The organism is Nocardioides sp., from assembly GCF_030655615.1.
Classification (GTDB): domain Bacteria; phylum Actinomycetota; class Actinomycetes; order Propionibacteriales; family Nocardioidaceae; genus Nocardioides.
Window position 1 is genome coordinate 13,253 of record NZ_JAURVJ010000122.1, and the last position, 19,260, is coordinate 32,512.

21 protein-coding genes are annotated in these 19,260 nt (G+C 73.0%); 13 read left to right on the plus strand and 8 right to left on the minus strand.

The genetic code is table 11. The features are described from left to right. Nucleotides 1-26 precede the first annotated feature (26 nt). Genes Q7T52_RS10005 through Q7T52_RS10015 form a run of 3 tightly spaced genes read right to left on the minus strand, consistent with a single transcriptional unit; the run spans nt 27 to nt 2,847 of the window. Nucleotides 27-923 carry an alpha/beta hydrolase gene (locus Q7T52_RS10005; protein ID WP_304801976.1) on the minus strand — a complete coding sequence of 299 codons (897 nt, stop codon included), beginning with the start codon at nt 921-923 and terminating at the stop codon, nt 27-29. Between the two features lie 8 nt (nt 924-931). Further along, nucleotides 932-1,495: a TetR/AcrR family transcriptional regulator gene (locus Q7T52_RS10010; RefSeq protein ID WP_304801978.1), complete on the minus strand. Its 564-nt coding sequence runs from the start codon at nt 1,493-1,495 to the stop codon at nt 932-934. Further along, nucleotides 1,492-2,847 (minus strand): NAD(P)/FAD-dependent oxidoreductase, encoded by a 1,356-nt coding sequence (locus Q7T52_RS10015; RefSeq protein WP_304801980.1) that lies wholly within the window; start codon nt 2,845-2,847, stop codon nt 1,492-1,494. Before Q7T52_RS10015 ends, Q7T52_RS10010 begins: the two co-directional genes overlap by 4 nt. 80 nt (nt 2,848-2,927) lie before the next feature. On the opposite strand from Q7T52_RS10015, the gene Q7T52_RS10020 reads away from it, so the two are divergent. Beyond that, nucleotides 2,928-3,671 (plus strand): SDR family NAD(P)-dependent oxidoreductase, encoded by a 744-nt coding sequence (locus tag Q7T52_RS10020; RefSeq protein ID WP_304801982.1) that lies wholly within the window; start codon nt 2,928-2,930, stop codon nt 3,669-3,671. 10 nt (nt 3,672-3,681) lie between these two features. Further along, on the plus strand, nt 3,682-4,848 hold the full coding sequence (gene rlmC / locus Q7T52_RS10025; RefSeq protein ID WP_304801984.1) for a 23S rRNA (uracil(747)-C(5))-methyltransferase RlmC: 1,167 nt from the start codon (nt 3,682-3,684) through the stop codon (nt 4,846-4,848). On the opposite strand, the gene Q7T52_RS10030 is transcribed toward rlmC, so the two are convergent. The 4 genes from Q7T52_RS10030 to Q7T52_RS10045 form a co-directional block, all read right to left on the minus strand. Next, nucleotides 4,821-6,110, minus strand: a complete 1,290-nt coding sequence (locus Q7T52_RS10030) for a GAF domain-containing sensor histidine kinase (RefSeq protein WP_304801986.1) — start codon at nt 6,108-6,110, stop codon at nt 4,821-4,823. The genes rlmC and Q7T52_RS10030 overlap by 28 nt on opposite strands. A gap of 107 nt (nt 6,111-6,217) precedes the next feature. Further along, nucleotides 6,218-7,711 (minus strand): YdiU family protein, encoded by a 1,494-nt coding sequence (locus Q7T52_RS10035; protein WP_304801988.1) that lies wholly within the window; start codon nt 7,709-7,711, stop codon nt 6,218-6,220. 57 nt (nt 7,712-7,768) lie between these two features. Continuing rightward, a complete protein-coding gene (locus Q7T52_RS10040; protein WP_304801990.1) occupies nt 7,769-8,731 on the minus strand; it encodes a TIGR01777 family oxidoreductase in 963 nt (320 codons plus the stop codon). A 161-nt stretch (nt 8,732-8,892) separates the two neighbouring features. Beyond that, nucleotides 8,893-9,966, minus strand: coding sequence for an NADH:flavin oxidoreductase (locus Q7T52_RS10045; RefSeq protein WP_304801991.1), 1,074 nt, complete (start codon nt 9,964-9,966; stop codon nt 8,893-8,895). 192 nt (nt 9,967-10,158) lie between these two features. Between Q7T52_RS10045 and Q7T52_RS10050 the strand changes: the two genes are divergently transcribed. Genes Q7T52_RS10050 through Q7T52_RS10075 form a run of 6 tightly spaced genes read left to right on the plus strand, consistent with a single transcriptional unit; the run spans nt 10,159 to nt 16,079 of the window. After that, the gene (locus Q7T52_RS10050; RefSeq protein ID WP_304801993.1) at nt 10,159-11,031 is read left to right on the plus strand and encodes an acyl-CoA thioesterase domain-containing protein; all 873 of its coding nucleotides are present in this window, start codon (nt 10,159-10,161) and stop codon (nt 11,029-11,031) included. 50 nt (nt 11,032-11,081) lie between these two features. Next, complete coding sequence (locus tag Q7T52_RS10055) at nt 11,082-11,375, plus strand: metal-sensitive transcriptional regulator (protein WP_304801995.1); 294 nt, start codon at nt 11,082-11,084, stop codon at nt 11,373-11,375. Then, nucleotides 11,372-11,596: a heavy-metal-associated domain-containing protein gene (locus Q7T52_RS10060; RefSeq protein ID WP_304801997.1), complete on the plus strand. Its 225-nt coding sequence runs from the start codon at nt 11,372-11,374 to the stop codon at nt 11,594-11,596. The genes Q7T52_RS10055 and Q7T52_RS10060 overlap by 4 nt, the downstream gene beginning before the upstream one ends. Further along, complete coding sequence (locus tag Q7T52_RS10065) at nt 11,593-12,510, plus strand: hypothetical protein (protein ID WP_304801999.1); 918 nt, start codon at nt 11,593-11,595, stop codon at nt 12,508-12,510. Before Q7T52_RS10060 ends, Q7T52_RS10065 begins: the two co-directional genes overlap by 4 nt. After that, the gene (locus Q7T52_RS10070) at nt 12,507-14,705 is read left to right on the plus strand and encodes a cation-translocating P-type ATPase (RefSeq protein ID WP_304802001.1); all 2,199 of its coding nucleotides are present in this window, start codon (nt 12,507-12,509) and stop codon (nt 14,703-14,705) included. The genes Q7T52_RS10065 and Q7T52_RS10070 overlap by 4 nt, the downstream gene beginning before the upstream one ends. Nucleotides 14,706-14,729: 24 nt before the next feature. Further along, entirely contained in the window at nt 14,730-16,079 is a 1,350-nt protein-coding gene (locus tag Q7T52_RS10075) for a cytochrome P450 (protein WP_304802003.1), read from the plus strand. A 72-nt stretch (nt 16,080-16,151) separates the two neighbouring features. Here Q7T52_RS10075 and Q7T52_RS10080 read toward each other — a convergent pair whose 3' ends face one another. After that, a complete protein-coding gene (locus Q7T52_RS10080; RefSeq protein WP_304802005.1) occupies nt 16,152-16,736 on the minus strand; it encodes a Dps family protein in 585 nt (194 codons plus the stop codon). 85 nt (nt 16,737-16,821) lie between these two features. Here Q7T52_RS10080 and Q7T52_RS10085 point away from each other — a divergent pair, with 85 nt between their 5' ends. From Q7T52_RS10085 to Q7T52_RS10105, 5 genes are read left to right on the plus strand one after another with little or no spacing between them, the layout of a single operon-like run. Further along, nucleotides 16,822-17,229 (plus strand): phage holin family protein, encoded by a 408-nt coding sequence (locus Q7T52_RS10085; RefSeq protein ID WP_304802007.1) that lies wholly within the window; start codon nt 16,822-16,824, stop codon nt 17,227-17,229. Continuing rightward, entirely contained in the window at nt 17,226-17,474 is a 249-nt protein-coding gene (locus Q7T52_RS10090) for a DUF3618 domain-containing protein (protein WP_304802009.1), read from the plus strand. Before Q7T52_RS10085 ends, Q7T52_RS10090 begins: the two co-directional genes overlap by 4 nt. Next, nucleotides 17,471-17,782, plus strand: coding sequence for a DUF4235 domain-containing protein (locus tag Q7T52_RS10095; RefSeq protein WP_304802011.1), 312 nt, complete (start codon nt 17,471-17,473; stop codon nt 17,780-17,782). The genes Q7T52_RS10090 and Q7T52_RS10095 overlap by 4 nt, the downstream gene beginning before the upstream one ends. A 37-nt stretch (nt 17,783-17,819) precedes the next feature. Further along, entirely contained in the window at nt 17,820-19,100 is a 1,281-nt protein-coding gene (locus Q7T52_RS10100) for an alpha/beta hydrolase domain-containing protein (RefSeq protein ID WP_304802013.1), read from the plus strand. Then, nucleotides 19,097-19,243 carry a DUF1059 domain-containing protein gene (locus tag Q7T52_RS10105; RefSeq protein WP_304802015.1) on the plus strand — a complete coding sequence of 49 codons (147 nt, stop codon included), beginning with the start codon at nt 19,097-19,099 and terminating at the stop codon, nt 19,241-19,243. Before Q7T52_RS10100 ends, Q7T52_RS10105 begins: the two co-directional genes overlap by 4 nt. Nucleotides 19,244-19,260 lie beyond the last annotated feature (17 nt).

The window sequence follows — 19,260 nt, forward strand, 5'->3', positions numbered from 1 at the left end:
GTGCGAGCAACCGACCTGAGCCACCGCTAGTCGAACGTGCGCGCCAGGAACTCGAGCTGGTGCCGCACGGTGGCGTCGTGCCAGGGCTTACCGGCGTAGACGTCGAAGTGGTCACCCGGGTAGTGGCGCACCAGCGCCCGCGCGGCGAAGGCCGCCTTCATCGACGCCTGCGGCGGGGCGCTGCGGTCGAAGTCGGCGACCTGGACGAGGGTCGGCGCGGTGACGTCCTTGGCGACCTTGGACGGCCGGTGCCTGCCCAGCTCGAGCCCGACGGTCGCGTCGACCTCGTTGACCCAGGTGGGTCCGGCCATGGCCAGGTAGTCCTCGCGCGCGCCGTCGAGGGTGAGCGCACCGAGCTCGCCGGGGGCGGCGACGACGGGCATCATCCGCGCGCCCCTGCCGACGCGCGACCGGAAGCCGAGCGCGGTGCTGCGCGCGATCGACCCGAGCGAGTGGTGCTGCAGGGCCAGGCGCCCGGCGGCCGGTCCGTCGACGAGCGGCGTCACCGCGATCACGGCGGCGACGTCGTCACGGCCCGCGGCGACCGCGAGCACGTGGCCGCCGGCGAGCGAGACGCCCCATAGCACGACCCGGGTGGGGTCGACGCCCGGCAGCTTGCGGGCCGCGTCGATCGCGGCGCGGTAGTCGGCCTGCTGGCCGGCGACGGAGACCGTCTGGCGGGGGGCGCCGCCCGAGGCGCCGAAGCCGCGGTAGTCGAAGGCGAGCACGTGGTAGCCGGCCTCGGCGAGCGGCCGCGCGAAGGCCGCGAGCCCGGAGTCCTTGGTGCCGGCCAGGCCGTGGGCCATCACCACCACCGGCCGGTCGGGCGCACCCGCGAAGTGCCAGGCGTCGATGGTGTCGCCACCGGACAGGAAGGTGACGGTCACGGGGTCGGTCAGGGGGTCGGTCAGGGGGTCGGTCACAGGTTCGGTCATCGCACGTCTCCGTAGATCGAGCGGAGCCAGATCGACACCACGGTGTCGACCAGCTCGTCGCGGGTGAGGTCGCCGCCGAGCGCGAGGCGCTCGAGCATGCGGTCGTTGAGCTCGAGCAGCACCGAGGCCAGTGCGGCGGGGTGGTCGTGGCCGCCGGCGGCCTCGATGACGGTGGCGAGGTGGGGCACGAAGGACTGCCGGTCGGCGTCCCAGAGCTCCCGGACGCTGGCGTTGGTCGCCCGCGCATCGAGCATCGCGCGGAAGAGGTGCTGGTGCCGCTCCCACGCGCCGAACAGCCCGCGCACCATGGCCTCGACGCGCTTCGCCGGCGGACCGTCGCCGTCGAGGAAGGCAGCCGCGGCGAGGGACTCGTCGTACATCTCCTCCATGAGCGCCGCCGTCGCCTGCGCCTTGTTCTCGAAGTAGAAGTAGAACGCCGACCGGGTCACGCCGGCCCGCCGCGAGATGTCGGCGATGGTGATCGAGTCGAGGCTCGACTCCTGGAGCTGGAGGTCGAGCGACTCGAGGAGCGCCGTACGCCGGGCGTCGCCCTTGGTCATGCCGGCACCGCAGCGCGCCGCTTGAGACCGGCCGGGATCTCCTTGGTGCGCAGGTCGTGCTCGTAGACGAAGTAGTCGAGCTGCTGCGTGTGCCGGGGCCGGTCGAGCACGTGGCCGGTGTAGAGCTGCTGGTCGGCGTCGATCACCCGCTCCATCTCCTCCGGCGTCGGTGGCTGGTAGGCGCCGACGGCGTAGGCGGCGAGCAGCCTGGCCTGGGCCTCGACGAACGGGAACAGCGTCGGCGTCGACTGCGCGAAGCCGATGAAGACCAGGTCGTCGACGTCGGACTTGGGCATCCGCTTGAACAGCCGGATGTGGTTGCCCGGGGCGCTGAGGAAGTCGGGGTCGAAGAACGGGAAGGTGATGTTGTAGCCCGTGGCGTAGACGATGACGTCGAAGTCGCCGGAGGTGCCGTCCTCGAAGTGGACCGTCCGGCCGTCGAGGCGGGCGACGTTGCCCTGGGGCGTGATGTCGCCCGACCCGAGCCGCAGCGGCAGCTCGACCGACTGGGTCGGGTGGGCCTCGAAGAACTTGTGGTTGGGCGCGGGCAGGCCGTAGAGCTCGGGGTTGGAACCGGTCATGAACTGCATCTTCTGGATCACCCAGCGCTGCCAGTGCAGCGGGATGTGGGGCGAGGTGACGAAGTACTTGTCGGCCGGCAGGCCGTAGACGTACTTGGGCACGATCCAGGCGCTGCTGCGCGTCGAGAGCGTCACCTCGTTCTGCAGCGACTTGCTCGACAGCTCGACCGCGATGTCGGCGGCGCTGTTGCCGATGCCGACCACGAGGATGCGCTTGCCGCTGAAGTCGAGCGGGTCCTTGGGGTCGATGTAGTGGTGGGAGTGGATCGACTCGCCGGTGAACTCGCCCGCGAACTCCGCCGTCCGCGGGTCCCAGTGGTGGCCGTTGGCCACGACCAGCAGGTCGAAGCGGCGGGTGTCGCCGCGCTGGTCGGTGATCTCCCAGCCGCCGCCGTCGCCGTCCTCGCCGGACGGGAGCTTGGCCGCGTGGACCACGCCGTTCTCGAACTCGATGTGCCGGCGCAGGCCGAACGCGTCGCAGTAGTCGTCGAGGTAGGCCTTGATCTGCGTGTGGTGCGGGAAGTCGGGATAGTCCTCGGGCATCGGGAAGTCCTTGAAGGACAGCCGGTGCTTGGACGTGTCGATGTGCAGCGAGCGGTAGGCGCTGCTGTGGCCGTTGGGGTTGCCGAAGGCCCAGTTGCCGCCGACCCGGTCGGAGGTCTCGAAGACCGTGAACGGGACGCCGTAGTCGGCGAGCATCTTGGCGGAGGTGAGCCCGCTGATGCCGGCGCCGATGACGGCGACGGTGGGCGTGGACGTGGTGTGGGTCACAGTCGCCGAGCGTACGCGGTATTTGACACGCGTCAACGAATTCCTTGCCCGGATCTGGAACAAGTTCTAGTTTGAGGGCCATGACTCGATTGGCGGTCGTCATCGGTGGAGCCTCCGGCATCGGCGCGGGCATCGTCACGCGGCTGAGGGCCGACGGCTACGAGGTCGTGGTGGCCGACCGGACCCCGGGGGAGGGCGTCGAGACGGTCGACGTCACCGACGAGGCCGGCGTCGACGCGCTCTTCAGCTCCGTCGTAGAGCGGCACAGCCGCCTCGACGCGGTCGTCAACGCCGCCGGCATCAGCACCTTCGGAGCGGTCGTCGACCACGACGCCGCGGAGTTCCGCGCGGTCGTCGACGTCTGCCTGACCGGTGGCTTCCTCGTGCTCAAGCACGCCGGCCGGCGCATGGCCGACCTCGGGCAGGGCGGCTCGCTGGTCAGCCTCGCCTCGCTCAACGCCCGGCAGCCGGGTGCCGGGCTGGCGGCGTACTGCGCGGCCAAGGCGGGCCTCGTCATGCTCACCCAGGTCACCGCGCTCGAGCTCGGCCCGCGTGGCATCCGCGTCAACGCGGTCTCGCCCGGCCTGGTCGTCACCCCGCTCACCGCCCCGGCGATGGACGTGCCCGGGGTCCGCGAGGACTACCTCGACAACACCCCGCTCGGTCGCGCCGGCACGGTCGAGGAGGTCGCCGCCGCGGTCGCGTTCCTGTGCTCCGACGAGTCGTCGTGGATGACCGGCGAGACCCTCGACCTCAACGGCGGCGCGCACCTCAAGCGCTACCCCGACCTGCCGGCCCACATCGAGCGGATGCTGGCTCCGTAGGCTGGGCGTCGTGCAGTGCGGCTACTTCGACGCAGGACTCTGCCGCTCCTGCACCCACCTGCTGACGCCTTACGTCGACCAGCTCGCTGCCAAGGACGCCCGCGCCCGCGCCGCGCTCGACGGCCACCCCGGCATGGCCTGGCTGCCGCCGGTCGCGAGCGCCGAGGCGGGCTTCCGCAACAAGGCCAAGATGGTCGTCGCCGGGACGGTCGAGGCGCCGACGCTGGGCATCCTCGACACCGACGGACGTGGGGTCGACCTGCGCTCGTGCGGGCTCTACTCGCCGACCGTGCACGCCCTGCTGCCGGCGCTCGCGCGGCTGGTCACGACCGCCGGCCTCACGCCGTACGACGTCCCGTCGCGCCGCGGCGAGCTCAAGCACGTCCTGGTGACCGAGTCGCCGGGCGGCGAGCTGCTCGTGCGCTGGGTGCTGCGGTCCACCGAGCCGCTGCCGCGGCTGCGCAAGCACCTCCCGGCGCTGCTCGCCGAGCACCCCGAGGTGGTGGTGGCCAGCGCCAACCTGCAGCCCGAGCACAAGGCGGTGCTCGAGGGTGACGAGGAGGTGCTGCTGACCGAGCGGACCACGCTGCGGGTGGAGGTCGACGGGATCGGGCTGCACCTCGGTCCGCGCAGCTTCTTCCAGACCAACACCGCCGTGGCGGCCGCTCTCTACCGCCAGGCGCGGGAGTGGGCCGACGAGGCGGCGCCGGCGAGCGTGCTCGACCTCTACTGCGGGGTCGGCGGGTTCGCGCTGCACCTCGCGGCGCCCGGCCGACGCGTGCACGGCGTCGAGGTGAGCGAGCAGGCCGTGGCCAGTGCGCGCACGACCGCATCCGAGCTCGGCCTGGTCGACGTGACGTTCGCGGCCGGCGACGCCACCGGGACGGCGGGACCCGACGCCGACCTCGTCGTCGTCAACCCGCCGCGGCGCGGCCTCGGTCCCGAGCTGTGCGCGACGCTCGAGGCGTCGGCGGCGACGACCCTCGTCTACTCGAGCTGCAACGCGACGACCCTGGCCCGCGACCTGGCGGCGCTGCCGTCGTGGTCACCGCGGCGGGCGCGGCTGCTCGACATGTTCCCGCACACCGACCACTACGAGGTGATCGTGCTGCTGGACCGGGCAGGACGGGCCGACCGGGCCGACCGGGCTCAGACCGCGGCGGGCAGCGAGAAGTAGAACGCCGCGCCGACGTGCTTCTCGCCCTCGGCGCTGACCTGGCCGCCGTGCATCTCGACGATCCGGGCGACCGACGCCAGGCCCATGCCGACGCCGGGGAACTCGTCGGCGCTGTGGAGCCGGGCCATCGGCCGGAAGAGCCGCCCGACGTCCTCGGCGTCGAACCCGTCCCCGTTGTCGCGGACCACGAAGGTGCGAAACGCGTCGGCGCTGCCGATCCGGCCCACGCTCATGTGGCCCTGGGTGACGCTCAGCAGCTCGATGCAGGCGTCGGGCACGTCGCGGGTGTACTTGACCGCGTTGCCCAGCAGGTTCTCGATCATCAGGTAGGCGAGGTCGGGATCGGCGATGGCGTCGAGCCCGTCCTCGATCCGGATCTCGATGTGGCGGTCACCGGTGAGGGCGCCGAGCTGGTCGGCCACCTGCCGCGCGATCTCGCTCAGGTCGACGGTCGCAGGCTCGATGTCGCGGTCGGTGATGCGGTAGACGCCGAGCATGGTGTCGATCTGCTCGGTGATCCGACGACCGGACTCGACGATCGTGCGGGCGAAGGCGTGGGCGGCCTCGGCCGCCGCTGCCGCCCCCGCGGCCTCGGCGGCGGGCGCGTCGCTGACGACGTCGTCGAGGAGCTCGGCGTAGCCCAGCATGGCGATGAGCGGGTCGCGGAGGTCGTGGACGATGGTGTGGACCGCGGCCTCGAGCTCGTCGGCGCGCTGCGCCAGCTCGTCGCGCTCGTCGCTGCGCCGGACGATCGCGCCGCGCAGCTCGAGGTTCTCGATGGCGACGGCGGCGCTGTTGGCGATCACGCCCAGCAGCCGCACCTCGTCGGCGTCGGCGACGTGGTGCTCGGCCCAGTAGGCGCCGATCGCGCCGAGCGGGTCGGCGGTGCGGATGGGCACCATGGCCAGGCTCTGCACGAACGTCGGGCGGTAGGCGTCGTGGGGGATGCGCTCGTCGGCGTAGATGTCAGGGACGACGACGGGCTCGCGGTGGAGCATCGCCCAGCCGCTGATGCAGCTGCTGAGCGGGAAGCGCGAGCCCTTCCACAGCGGGCTGATCGCGTCCTCGTCGGCGTAGTGGCAGCAGCCGTCCTCGCGCAGCACGAACGAGGCTCCGTCGCAGCCGAGGGCCGCGCGCACCGCCTCGGTGACGACGCCGGTGACCCGGTCGAGGGTCGTCGCGGTGGACAGGCGCTCGATGGTGGCGACCAGCACCTGTGCGCTGTGCTCGTTCGATCCGATGTCATGCAGTCCGAGCTGCACGGCAAGACCCCCTGTCTCGACCCCCCCAGGTCCTGCACTCGAGCATGCATACCGAGGTAGGTATGAGGGTACGTGCGAAAGCGGCGTTGAAAATACCCTTGGGGGTATCAGGTTCCGCAGTAGGTCGTGTATTGACCGAACGTGTCAGGAGCCGCGCCAGCATATGCCTGGAAATCGGCCGATTCGCCCCACGGAGACGCTATCGCGGCGAGCAGCGGACCGAGGGGAGCGAGGTCGCCGGCGGTCGCTGCGGTGAGTGCCTCCTCGACGAGGTGGTTGCGGGGGACGCGGACCGGGTTGGTCCGCTCCATCAGGTCGCGGTCGGGACCGAGCGACTCCCAGCGCTGCTGCCAGGAGTCGAACGTGACGACGTCGAGCACGTGGTCACGGGCGGTCCCGGCGTGCAGGTGGACGAGGAACGACGTCAGGTCGGGGTGGTCGGTCTGGAGGATCGCGAGGAAGTCGTCGACGACGCCGGCCGCAGCCTCGCTCGTGGCGGCCTCGTCGGCCAGGCCGAGCTTGGCCCGCCAGCCGTCGTCCCAGGCCTGCGAGTAGCGCGGCCGGAAGCCCTGCAGGGCGGTCGTGGCCAGGGTGATCGCCTCGGCCTCGTCGTCGTGGAACAGCGGCAGCAGCGCCTCGGCGAGCCGGGCGAGGTCCCACTCGGCCATCGGCGGCTGGTTGCCGTAGGCGTAGCGGCCACCCTCGTCGATCGAGCTGAACGTGGTGGTCGGGTCGAACGCCTCGAGGAACGCACACGGCCCGTAGTCGATGGTCTCGCCCGAGATCGTCACGTTGTCGGTGTTCATCACGCCGTGCACGAAGCCGACCAGCATCCACCGGGCGACCAGGTCGGCCTGGGCGGCGACCACGGCCTCGAACAGCGCGAGGGCGGGGCCACCCGGGCGGTCGGTGGCGTGGGCCGCGTCGGGGTGGTGGCGGGCGACCGCGTGGTCGACCAGGCGGCGCAGCAGGTCGGGGTGCCGGTCACCCTCACCGCCCGCGAGCGCCCGGGCGTACTGGAACGAGCCGACGCGCAGGTGGCTCGACGCGACGCGGGTCAGGACCGCTCCGGGCATCGGCACCTCGCGCTGCACGGTGCGCCCGGTCGCGACGACGGCCAGCGCCCGGGTCGTCGGGACGCCGAGCGCGTGCATGGCCTCGCTGACGACGTACTCGCGCAGCATCGGGCCGACGACCGCGAGCCCGTCACCGCCGCGCGCGAAGGGCGTGCGGCCGGAGCCCTTGAGGTGGAGGTCGCGCAGCGTGCCGTCGGGGGTGGTGAGCTCGCCGAGCAGGAGCGCGCGGCCGTCGCCGAGCCGCGGTGAGTAGCCGCCGAACTGGTGGCCCGCATAGGCCTGCGCGACCGGCCGGGCGCCCTCGGGCACGAGGTTGCCCACGAGGAACCGGACGCCGTCGTCGGTGCGCAGCCACGCGGGGTCGAGGCCGAGCTCGACGGCGAGGGGCTGGTTGAGGACGAGCAGCTGCGGCGCCGGCGCGGTCTCGGCCTGCCAGTCGAGCGCGAGCTCGGGGAGGTCGTCGGCGAACCGGTGGCTGAGGGTGACCGGCAGCGTCGGCGAGGTCGGGACGGTCTCGGCGGTCATGCCTCCCAGGCTACTGAGTCCACGGTGCGGGCCCGGCTCGACGGGGGACGGCCGCCGCTAACGGAGGGCCCGCACCTGGGCCACGAGGTCGGCGGCGGCGCCCTCCCAGCTGGGGTGCTCGAACACGAAGCCCGCGTCGAGCAGCCGGCCGGGCACGACCCGGCGGCTCTTGAGCAGCAGCTCGGGGTCGGAACGCAGCGCCCACGCGCCGAGGCCGGCCATCCGCCTCGTGGCCGGGAGGGCGGGCCGGCGTCCCCAGGCGCGGCGGAGGGTGCGGGCGAAGTCGCGCTGGGGGAGCGGGTCGGGAGCGGCCAGGTTGACCGGCCCGTCGAGGTCGTCGCGCTCGAGCAGGAAGAGGACGGCCCGCACGAAGTCGTCGCCGTGGATCCACGACACGTGCTGCCCGCCGCCCGCGACCGGGCCGCCGAGCCCGAGCCGCGCCAGCCACAGCAGGTAGTCGAGGATGCTGCCCCGGTCGGGGCTCAGCACCAGCGCCGTCCGCAGCGCGACCCGCCGGGTGCGGGGCAGGTCGGCCTCGGCCTGCGCGGCCTCCCAGTGCCGGGCGATGCGGACGCTGTACTCCCAGTAGAGCGGTACGTCGGGCTCATCGCCCCCGATCACCCCGGTCGCCTCGTCGTGCGCCCGGCCGTGGGAGCGCGCGTCGGCGTAGATGGTCGCGGTGCTCATCTGGAGCCACACCCGCGGCGGCCGGTCGGCCTTCATGATGGCCTCGCCGACCACCCGCGTCGACTCGACCCGGGAGTCCATCATCTGGCGCAGGTGGGTGTCGGTGTAGCGGCAGCTCACGCTGCGCCCCGCCAGGTTGACCACCGCGTCGGCGCCGTCGAGCTCGTCGGCCCAGGCCCCGAGCGTCCGCCCGTCCCAGACCACGTGCCTTACGCCGTCCTCCAGCGTCTCGGGTCGCCGGCTCAGCACGACCACCTCGTGCCCCCGCTCGACGAGTGCGCGCCGCAGGACGGCCCCGACGTGCCCGGTTCCCCCGGGGATGACGATCTTCATGAGGGCAGCGTACGACAATTTTGAACGAGTTCAAATCAGCGGGCGAGGTCAGCAGGTCGGCTGTGACTCACCGTCCGTGGGACTCACCCGCCCGAATTCGGGCGGGTAAGTCGTCTGGACGGTGAGTTACTTGTCCGCCGGGCCCGGCACCCCCCGGCGTGTCACCCGACGACGAAGTCGTCCCAGTTGGTGGCGAGGTAGTCGACGAACGCCGGGCCGACGGACTCGGCCTCGAGGTGGGCACGGGTGACGGGCTGGGGGAGGCTGGCCCAGCCGGGGTCGGCGATCGCGCGGGCGGGGAAGTCGTGGTGCAGGATGCCGCCGGTCCCGACGGTGACGAAGTCGGCGCCGCGGTCGAGGCACCAGGTCGCGTCGGCGGCCGAGAGGACCTTGCCGGCGACGCCCAGGGCGACGCCGTGGCGGGGCAGGTCGGTGAAGTGCGCCACCAGCAGGTCGTCGTCGGCGCCGCCGTGGACGGCCTTGCGGACGTCCCACAGCGACAGGTCGAGGTGGTCGACGAGCCCCGAGGCGAGGATCTCGCCGGTCAGCGTGACGGTCTCGCCGAGGTCCATGCCGAACCGCTCGGGGGAGAGTCGCAGGCCGACCTGGAAGTCGGGGCGGGTGCTCTCGCGGATGCCGCGCAGCACCTCCCAGAGGAAGCGCGAGCGGCCGGCCAGGTCGCCGCCGTAGTCGTCGGTGCGGAGGTTCTTGCGGGCGTCGAGGAACTGGGCGGCGAGGTAGCCGTGCGCGCCGTGCACCTGGACGCCGTCGAAGCCGGCCCGGTCCGACCGCACGGCCGCGGCGACGAAGTCGTCGACCGCCTGCCGCACCTCGGCGGTGGTGAGGGCCCGGGCGCCCTTGGCCTCGTCGTCCCAGGGCGCCACGACCTGCTCGCCCGAGGCGGCGCTGCTGGCGCGGATGCCGCCGTGGTGGAGCTGGACCGACGACACGCTGCCGGCGGCGCGGATCTCGTCGGCGAGCCGGCGCAGCGCGGGGAGCTGGCTGTCCTCGGCCACGCCGAGCTGGCCGGGCCAGGCGTTGCCCGCGCGGACGACGTACGCCGCGCAGGTCATCGTCAGGCCGAACCCGCCCTCCGCCCGCGCCACGAGCCAGCGCCGCTCGTCGTCGCCGAGCGACCCGTCGGGGTGGCTCTGCAGGTTGGTCAGCGGGGCGAGCGCGAGGCGGTTGGGCCAGGCGGGGCCGTGCGGGAGCGAGAGGGGATCGGCGAGGTTCACGGCTCCATCCTCCGGGGTCGGGCCACGGCCGACCGGAGCGGCCCGTCGCTCCCCGCGACAGACCGCTCCGGGGCCGCCGGAGGGGCCACCTGTGGGGAATGGCCCCGCGGCAACGGCTCCGTGCCCCGTCCCGCGACGGCTAGCGGAGGGTCCAGACCACTTGACCGCCTGTGCCACGTCTACGGTCTCCGGGTGGACCTCTCGACCGTCTCGTTCTTCACCCTCGACCCGGACCAGGCCGACGACGGGGAGGTCCTGCTGCCCACCCCGCTGGCCTGCAGCTCGTGGAGCTCCGACCAGGTCCACGGCGTCGCGATCAGCGGCGCCTTCGCCCGCGCGGCCGAGCAGGCCCTGGCGGCGCTCGGCCGCGACGACCTGCGTCCGGCGCGGCAGTCGGTCGACCTCTTCCGCCCGGCGCGGATGGCGCCGTTCCACCTGTCGACCGAGGTCGTGCGGGAGGGCCCCCGGATCTGCCTGGTCGACGTGACCCTGCGCCAGGAGGACGAGCCCGTCGCCCGCGCGTCGGTGCTCTTCCTCCGCACCGGCGAGCCCGCCTCGGGCACCGTCTGGTCCCCGCAGGAGGAGCACGCGTCGCACCGGCCGCCGTCGGAGGACGTCGCCCCGCCGACCGACCAGCCCCGGGTGCCGTTCGTGCACAGCGACGCCGGCTGGACGCAGCGCTTCGGCGACCACCAGAACGCCTCGCGCAAGTCGTCCTGGAACTCCGCGGTCCCCGTCGTCGCCGGCGAGACGCTCACCCCGTTCCAGGCCGTCGCCGCCACGGCCGACGGCACCAGCCTCGTCACCAACTGGGGCACCGAGGGTGTCCAGCACATCAACACCGACATCACCCTCTCCCTCGCGCGGCTGCCGCGCGGCGTCGAGGTCGGCCTGACCGCGATCGACCGGGTCGAGCACGACGGCATCGCGGTCGGCACGGCCGCCGTCTTCGACCGCGAGGGGCCGATCGGCGAGGTCGTCCTCACCTCGATCGTCAACGCCCGCAGGGCGATCGACTTCAACCGGGTCGAGTACGACGACGACGGCACCCGCCACGACTCGTGACGAGGACCGGCCCCTTGGGTTGGGTACCCTAGGGGGGTACGGTAGTCAGCATGGACCACGGGACACCCGGCTACGCCGACCGCAAGGACGACTACCTCAAGCGGATGAAGCGCATCGAGGGGCAGGTGCGCGGCATCGAGCGGATGATCGACACCGACACCTACTGCATCGACATCCTCACCCAGGTCTCGGCGGTGACGAAGGCTCTCCAGGCCGTCGCCCTCGGCCTGGTCGACGAGCACATGAGCCACTGCGTCCTCGACGCGGCGCGGACCGGCGGTCCCGAGGCCGAGGCCAAGCTCAAGGAAGCCTCGGCCGCGATCGCCCGGCTGGTGAAGTCGTGACCGACCTCCACCCCGCCGGCCACACGGCCACCTGGACCGTCACCGGCATGACCTGCCAGCACTGCGTCGCCTCCGTCACCGAGGAGGTCTCCGAGCTCGACGGCGTCACCGACGTCAGCATCGACCTCGCCTCCGGCGCGGTCACCGTCACCAGCGACCAGCCCCTCCCCGACGACCGGGTCCGCGCCGCCGTCGAGGAAGCCGGCTACGCCGTCTCATGACCACCGCGGCCCGCCTGGGCGTCTTCGTCGCCGGCCTGCTCGTCGTCTTCGCGGCCGCCGTCGGGATCGGACGCGCCACCGGACCGGTCGGTCCGATCGGACCGGCGGAGCAGACCGAGGGTGGCCGCGAGGTGCTGCACGCGAGCGACAAGCACGCCGACGTGGCGGGCGACGGCCACGACCACGGGCCCGAGGCGGCCACCGACCTGCCGGGCGGCCTCGCCACCAGCCAGGGCGGCTACACGCTCGTCCCCGACCACACGACGTACCGGCCCGGAACCCGCGAGCTCGCCTTCCGGGTCGAGGACGCCGACGGGGCGGCCGTCACCGACTACGACGTCGAGCACGACGAGCTCCTCCACCTGGTCGCCGTACGCCGTGACTTCACCGGGTTCCAGCACGTCCACCCCGAGCTCGACGCAGCACCGGAGGACGAGGACGCGGGCACGTGGCGCGTGCCGCTCGACCTGACCCCCGGTTCTTGGCGGGTGTTCGCCGACTTCGTGCCCCACGACGGCGACCCCGTCGTCCTGGGCGTCGACCTGTCGGTGGCCGGCCCGACCGACCTGGCGCCGCGGGCCGAGCCGACGCGCACCGCCGTGGTCGGCGACTACGAGGTCACCCTCGACGGCGACCTGACGGCCGGCCAGCACTCGATGCTGTCGCTGACGATCAACCGCGACGGCGTCCCTGTCACCGACCTCGAGCCCTACCTGGGGGCCTACGGCCACCTGGTCGCGCTGCGCGAGGGCGACCTGGCCTACCTCCACGTCCACCCCGAGGACGGCGAGCCGGGGCCGAGCGTCGCGTTCGACGCCGAGGTGCCGAGCGCGGGCCGCTACCACCTCTACCTGGACTTCCGTCACGACGGCGTGGTCCGCACGGCCGGGTTCACCGTGGAGGCGGACCGATGACGACCACGACCACGACCACCGAGCTCGCCATCACCGGCATGACGTGCGCGTCGTGCGCCAACCGCATCGAGCGCAAGCTCAACAAGCTCGACGGCGTCGAGGCGAGCGTCAACTACGCCACCGAGAAGGCCCGCGTCTCCCACGGCGACGACGTCGGCACCGACGTCCTCCTGGCCACCGTCGAGGCGGCCGGGTACGCCGCCACGCTGCCGGTCACCGAGCCCGCCGCCGACGCCGAGACCTCCCCCGACCCCACGCGCGCCCTCCGCGACCGGGTGCTCGTCTCGGCCGTCCTCACCGTGCCCGTGGTGGTGATGGCGATGTGGCCGGCCGTCCAGGTCGACGGCTGGCAGTGGCTCTCGCTGAGCCTGGCCGCGCCGGTCGTCGTGTGGGGTGCGTGGCCGTTCCACCGCGCCGCGTGGGCCAACCTGCGCCACGGCGCCGCGACCATGGACACGCTCGTGTCGGTGGGGGTGCTGGCCGCGTTCGGCTGGTCGGTCTACGCCCTGCTGTGGGGCACCGCCGGGATGATCGGCATGACCCACCCGTTCCGGCTCGTCATCGAGCGCACCGACGGGGCCGGCGTCATCTACCTCGAGGCCGCCGCCGGCGTCACGACGCTGGTGCTGCTCGGACGCTGGATCGAGGCCCGCTCCAAGCGCCGGGCCGGGTCCGCGCTCCGGGCGCTGCTCGACCTGGGGGCGCGCGACGTCGCCGTCCTGCGTGACGGTCGCGAGGTCCGGGTCCCGGCGGCCGAGCTGGCCGTGGGCGACACGTTCGTCGTACGCCCCGGCGAGAAGGTCGCCACCGACGGCGAGGTCGTCGAGGGCAGCTCGGCGGTCGACGCCTCGATGCTGACGGGCGAGTCGGTCCCGGTCGAGGTGCGCGCCGGCGACCCCGTGGTCGGTGCGACCGTCAACGTCGGTGGGCGGCTCGTCGTCCGCGCCACCCGCGTCGGCGCCGAGACCCAGCTGGCCCGGATGGCCCGTCTCGTCGAGGACGCCCAGAGCGGCAAGGCCGCCGCGCAGCGCCTCGCCGACCGCGTGTCGGGCGTCTTCGTACCGGTCGTGCTGGCGGTCGCCGCCGCCACCCTCGGGTTCTGGGTCGGCACCGGCGCCGGCACCGCCGCCGCGGTGACCGCCGCCGTCGCCGTGCTCGTCATCGCCTGCCCGTGCGCGCTCGGTCTGGCCACGCCGACGGCGCTGCTCGTCGGCACCGGCCGCGGCGCCCAGCTCGGCATCCTCGTCAAGGGGCCCGAGGCCCTCGAGCGGGCGCGCCGGATCGACGTCGTCCTCCTCGACAAGACCGGCACCGTGACCACCGGCGAGATGGCGCTGCGCCACGTCGTCGGCGACGAGCGCACGCTCGAGCTCGCCGCCAGCCTCGAGCACGCCTCCGAGCACCCGATCGCCCGGGCGATCGCGAGCGGGACCGATCACCACCTGCCGGTGCAGGACTTCACCAACCTCGAGGGTCTGGGCGTCGAGGGACGCGTCGACGGCCTCGACGTCGTCGTCGGCCGGCCGAGCCTGCTCGCCGAGCGCGGCCTCCCTCTCCCCGTCGAGCTCCGGGACGCCGTCGACCGGGCCCACGCCGACGGCGGCACCGCCGTCGCGGTCGGCTGGGACGGCGCCGCTCGCGGCGTCCTCGTCGTCGCCGACACGGTCAAGCCCACGTCCGCCGAGGCCGTCCAGCGGCTGCGCGACCTCGGGCTGGTCCCGGTGCTGCTCACCGGCGACCACGAGGCCGTCGCCCGTGCGGTCGCGGCCGAGGTGGGCATCGACGCCGACCACGTGGTGGCGGGGTTGCTCCCGGCCGACAAGGCGGACGTCGTACGCCGTTGGCAGGGCGACGGCCACCGGGTCGCCATGGTCGGCGACGGCGTCAACGACGCGGCCGCCCTGGCCCAGGCCGACCTCGGCCTCGCGATGGGCACCGGGACCGACGTCGCCATGGAGGCCGGCGACCTGGTCCTCGTGCGCGGCGACCTGCGTGTCGCGGCCGACGGCATCCGCCTGGCGCGGCGGACCCTCGGCACCATCAGGGGCAACCTGTTCTGGGCGTTCGGCTACAACGTCGCCGCGATCCCGCTGGCCGCCGCCGGCCTGCTCAGCCCGATGATCGCCGCCGCGGCGATGGCGTTCTCGTCGGTGTTCGTGGTGCTCAACAGCCTGCGGCTGCGCACGTTCGTGTGAGCCCGGGGTCGCTACGGTGGCCGTGTGACATCGGCCACCGCCCCCGTGCGCGACCTGCCCGACATCCGCCGCGACGACCGTGGGCTGCCGGTGCTCGGCCGCGCCATGGCCTACGCCCGTGACCCGATCGCGCTGTTCCAGCGCCAGTGGGACCACTACGGTCCGGTCGCGCCCATGCAGATCCTCGGCGACCGCTGGGTGATGCTGCTCGGGCCCGACGCCTGCCAGGCGGCGTTGACCAACCGCGACAAGGCGTTCGCCAACGGCCCGGCGTGGACCCACCTGGTGGGGCCGTTCTTCCACCGGGGCCTGATGCTGCTCGACTTCGAGGAGCACCACCTGCACCGGCGGATCATGCAGGAGGCGTTCGTCCGTCCGCGCCTGGAGGGCTACGCCGCGGGGATGCACCCGGCGATCGAGCGCGGCCTGGCCACGTGGCCCGGTGCCGACAGCTCGTTCAAGACCTATCCGGCCCTCAAGCAGCTGACGCTCGACGTCGCCGCCGACATCTTCATGGGCGGCGCGGAGGACTCGAGCCCCGAGGAGATGGCGCGGGTCAACAAGGCGTTCATCGCCTGCGTGCAGGCGGCCTCGGCGCTGGTGCGCAAGGACCTGCCGCTGACCCGCTGGGGCCGCGGCCACCGCGGGCGCGAGGTCCTCGAGCAGTGGCTGCGCCACTACCTGCCGTCGCGCCGCGCGCGGCTCACCGACGACCTGTTCTCGCAGCTGTGCCACATCGAGACCGACGACGGGCAGCGCTTCACCGACGACGACGTCGTCAACCACATGGTCTTCCTGATGATGGCCGCCCACGACACCTCGACGATCACCCTGTCGACGATGCTGCAGTACCTCGGCCAGCACCCCGAGTGGCAGGACCGCTGCCGCGCCGAGTCCGACGCGCTCCCGGCCCGCGCCTCGCTCACCGAGCTCGACGGCCTGACCTCGCTCGACCTGGTGATCAAGGAGTGCCTGCGGCTGCGTGCGCCGGTGCCCGTCGTCGTACGGCGCACCGTCAAGGACGTGGTCGTCGAGGGTGTGCGCATCCCGGCCGACACCTTCGTCACGGTCGCCGCGCAGTTCTCCCACCTGATGCCCGAGCTCTGGACGGACCCGACGTCGTTCGACCCCGAGCGGTTCTCGCCCGAGCGGCGCGAGGACAAGAGCCACCGCTTCGCCTGGGAGCCGTTCGGCGGCGGCGTGCACAAGTGCCTCGGGATGGCCTTCGCGGGCATGGAGGTCAGTGCGGTGATGCACCACCTGCTGCGGACCTACGAGTGGCGGGTCGACCCGACGTACGTCGCCCCGCTCGACAACCGGTCGCTGCCGTTCCCCAAGGACGGGCAGCCGGTCTCGCTCGTGCGGCGGCCCTGAGGACGCGAGGCCCTGAGACGCAGGACAGCCCGTCGACTCGCGTCGACGGGCTGTCCGGGTGAGCGGGTGGGGTCAGGCCGTGGTGGCCTCGTGGTGGTCGCTGCTGCTCGCGGCGGCGGCGGCCTCGCCCTCGGTGGTGGCGCCGGTGGTGCTGAGGTTGCCGCCCTTGTCCTCGAGGTGGGCGCGGATGAACCAGTGGAACAGCTCGAGCGCGTCGGTCTGCCCGATGAGCATGTCCTGGGTCACCAGGTCGAGGTCGTCGAGCTCCTGGATCGCCTCGCGATAGCTGGTGATGACACCCTGGTAGACGAGGTCGAGGGCACCGAGGTGCTCCTGGGTGGTCGCCCGCCCGATCGAGTACTCGTCCCACGCGCGCTGCTCGACGAGAGCGCCCGGCGTACCGACCGGCGAGCCACCCAGGGTGGCGATGCGCTCGGCGATGGCGTCGGAGAAACCGCGCACGGCGTCGACCTGCGGGTCGATCATCTCGTGCACGGAGATGAAGTGCGGGCCGACGACGTTCCAGTGCACGTGCTTGAGCGTGAGGTGCAGGTCGGTCGTGGCGTTGAGCCGGTCCTGGAGGAGGGCGACGACGCGCTCGGCGTCGGCGGTCTCGATGCCGGGGGTGGTGTAGCGGAGCTTGCCGTTGGTAGCCATGCTTCGAACGTAGCCACGCGCGCGTGACGGGACGTCACCACAAGGGGTGGACCCCCGGGGTGACCCGGCTCATAGCGTCAGGAGCATGGCCGACCCAGTCCGCCCGTCCGGGGCCGAACCCAGCACCGCCGAGCTGTTCACCCGCCTCACCGACCAGTCGCGGCAGCTCGTGCGCGACGAGATCCGGCTCGCGCAGGCCGAGACCACCCAGAAGGTCAAGCACGGGATCATGGGCGTCGCAGAGTTCGGTGTCGCCGGGGTGCTCGCGCTCTACGGCGTCGGGCTGCTGCTGGCCACGATCGTGCTCGGCCTCGCCGAGGCGCTGCCCGCCTGGCTGGCCGCCCTCATCGTCACCGTCGTGGTGTTCGTGATCGTCGGCATCCTCGCGCTGCTCGGCAAGAAGCAGGTCGGCGAGGCCACCCCGCCGGCGCCCGAGAAGGCGGTGGCCGGGATCAAGCAGGACGTCGACACCCTGAAGGGGAACCAGTCATGAGCGACTCGAGCCCGTCGAGCCAGTCCGAGGACGAGGCCGCGGCCGCGTCGCAGACGCCCGAGGAGATCCAGGCCGACATCGAGAAGACCCGCGCCGACCTGGCCGACACCGTCGACCAGCTCGGCCAGCGCCTCGAGGAGCGCAAGCAGCAGGCCAAGACCGGCGCCACCTACGCGGGCGCCGCCATCGGCGGCCTCGTCGCCGTCCTCATCATCGTCAGGATCGTCAAGAAGGTGCGCTCGTGACGCAGAACAGGGCCAAGGTCGAGGACCGGACCAGCAAGTCCGCCAAGATCCTCTACAAGCCGTGGGGGATCGTCGGCAGCATCGTGTCGGCGCTGATCGCCCGCCAGGTCTTCCAGGCGATCTTCACCAAGTTGGTCCCGGTCGACAGCGACGACCCGCCCAAGCCGCTCGAGTCGGAGTACTCCCTCAAGGAGGTGCTCATCACCGCCGTCGCCCAGGGGGCGATCTTCGCGGTGGTCAAGGCGCTGTTCCAGCGCGGCTCCGCGCGGGCGTTCCAGCGGTGGACGGGCGAGTGGCCGGGCGACTAGCCGGTCGGCCGGCGGCTGTGGTCCTGGGGTCGGCGGCGTGACGCTCACGCAGCTGCCCGCCGGTGACCACGGACTGCTCTCAGCCCGACCCGAGCCGGATCTCGGGGCCGTCGGCTACGAGGAGTCCGAGCACCTGCTCACCACGGAGCGCGGCACCACCCGTGTCGTCGTACGCCGTCCGCTCCCTGGGCTGTCCCGCTCCGTGAGTGGCACCCTGCTGGTCGAGTGGCTCAACGTCAGCAGCGGCAGCGACGCCGCACCGGACTGGACGTTCGCCGCCGACGAGATCCTGCGGGCCGGGCACGCGTGGGCCGGGGTGTCGGCGCAGCACGTCGGTGCCATGGGCGGCGTCGCCGCCGTCGCCATCGACGCGGCGCCCACCGGCGGTCTCCGCGGCCGCGACCCGGAGCGGTACGCCGCCATCGACCACCCGGGTGACACCCACTCCTACGACTTCTTCACCGCCGCGGCGCTCGCCGTCCGCGCCCTCGTCGGCGCCGACGTCGTGCTGGCGGTCGGCGAGTCCCAGTCGGCCGCGCTGCTGACGACGTACGCCAACGAGGTGCAGCCGCGCACCGGCACCTTCGACGGCTTCCTCGTCCACAGCCGACCCGCCGTCGCGGCGCCCCTGGTGCTGGCCGACGAGCAGGGCCCGGCGATGCGGATGGACGAGATGCTGGGTGGCGGGCCGGTGCTGTTCCGCGACGACCTCGGCGTGCCGGTGCTGGTGGTGCAGACCGAGGGCGACCTGTTCGACCGGATCGGCTTCCTCCCCGCGCGCCAGCCCGACACCGACCGGTTCCGGCTCTGGGAGGTCGCCGGCGCGGCCCACGCCGACGGCTACGTGATCGGCGAGTTCGAGTCGTTCCTGGGCTGCGTCGTACCCGTCAACCGTGGGCAGCAGTGGGTCGTCGTCCGCGCCGCCGTGCGCGCGCTCGACCAGTGGGTCCGCGACGGCGTCGCCCCGCCCGCCGCCGACCGGCTCGAGGTCGACGCCGACGGCACCGACTTCGTCCGCGACGAGCACGGCCTGGTGCGCGGCGGCGTCCGCACGCCCGCCGTCGACGCCCCGGCCGACGTCGTGTCCGGCCGACCGTGGCCGGACTCGACCTCGGCCTGCCGCCTCTTCGGCTCGACGACCCCCTTGGCGGCGCCGGCCTTCGCGTCCCACGCCGACTACCTCGCGGCCTACGAGGCCGCGACCGACGCGATGGTCGCGGCGGGCTTCGCCTGCCCCGAGGACCGCGACGCCCTGCTCGCCGAGGCCCGCCCCGACCGGTCCGACCTGGCCGACGACCCGGTTAGCCTGACGACATGAAGACACTGCTGCGCTGCCCCTGTGGCGAGGAGATCCGAGGCGTCGACGAGGACGAGCTCGTCGAGAAGGCCCAGTCCCACCTCGCCGCCCAGCACCCGGGTCGGGAGTACGAGCGGGAGATGATCCTGTTCATGGCGACCTGAGCGGCCGGGGCGGCAGG

What these genes read in the sequence shown, in the direction of transcription:
- Q7T52_RS10010 (WP_304801978.1), bottom strand. Translation starts at nt 1,495, where the DNA reads ATGACCAAGGGCGACGCCCGGCGTACGGCGCTCCTCGAGTCGCTCGAC.
- Q7T52_RS10020 (WP_304801982.1), top strand. Translation starts at nt 2,928, where the DNA reads ATGACTCGATTGGCGGTCGTCATCGGTGGAGCCTCCGGCATCGGCGCG.
- Q7T52_RS10105 (WP_304802015.1), top strand. Translation starts at nt 19,097, where the DNA reads ATGAAGACACTGCTGCGCTGCCCCTGTGGCGAGGAGATCCGAGGCGTC.
- Q7T52_RS10065 (WP_304801999.1), top strand. Translation starts at nt 11,593, where the DNA reads ATGACCACCGCGGCCCGCCTGGGCGTCTTCGTCGCCGGCCTGCTCGTC.
- Q7T52_RS10090 (WP_304802009.1), top strand. Translation starts at nt 17,226, where the DNA reads ATGAGCGACTCGAGCCCGTCGAGCCAGTCCGAGGACGAGGCCGCGGCC.
- Q7T52_RS10040 (WP_304801990.1), bottom strand. Translation starts at nt 8,731, where the DNA reads ATGAAGATCGTCATCCCCGGGGGAACCGGGCACGTCGGGGCCGTCCTG.
- Q7T52_RS10035 (WP_304801988.1), bottom strand. Translation starts at nt 7,711, where the DNA reads ATGACCGCCGAGACCGTCCCGACCTCGCCGACGCTGCCGGTCACCCTC.
- Q7T52_RS10080 (WP_304802005.1), bottom strand. Translation starts at nt 16,736, where the DNA reads ATGGCTACCAACGGCAAGCTCCGCTACACCACCCCCGGCATCGAGACC.
- Q7T52_RS10085 (WP_304802007.1), top strand. Translation starts at nt 16,822, where the DNA reads ATGGCCGACCCAGTCCGCCCGTCCGGGGCCGAACCCAGCACCGCCGAG.
- Q7T52_RS10055 (WP_304801995.1), top strand. Translation starts at nt 11,082, where the DNA reads ATGGACCACGGGACACCCGGCTACGCCGACCGCAAGGACGACTACCTC.
- Q7T52_RS10070 (WP_304802001.1), top strand. Translation starts at nt 12,507, where the DNA reads ATGACGACCACGACCACGACCACCGAGCTCGCCATCACCGGCATGACG.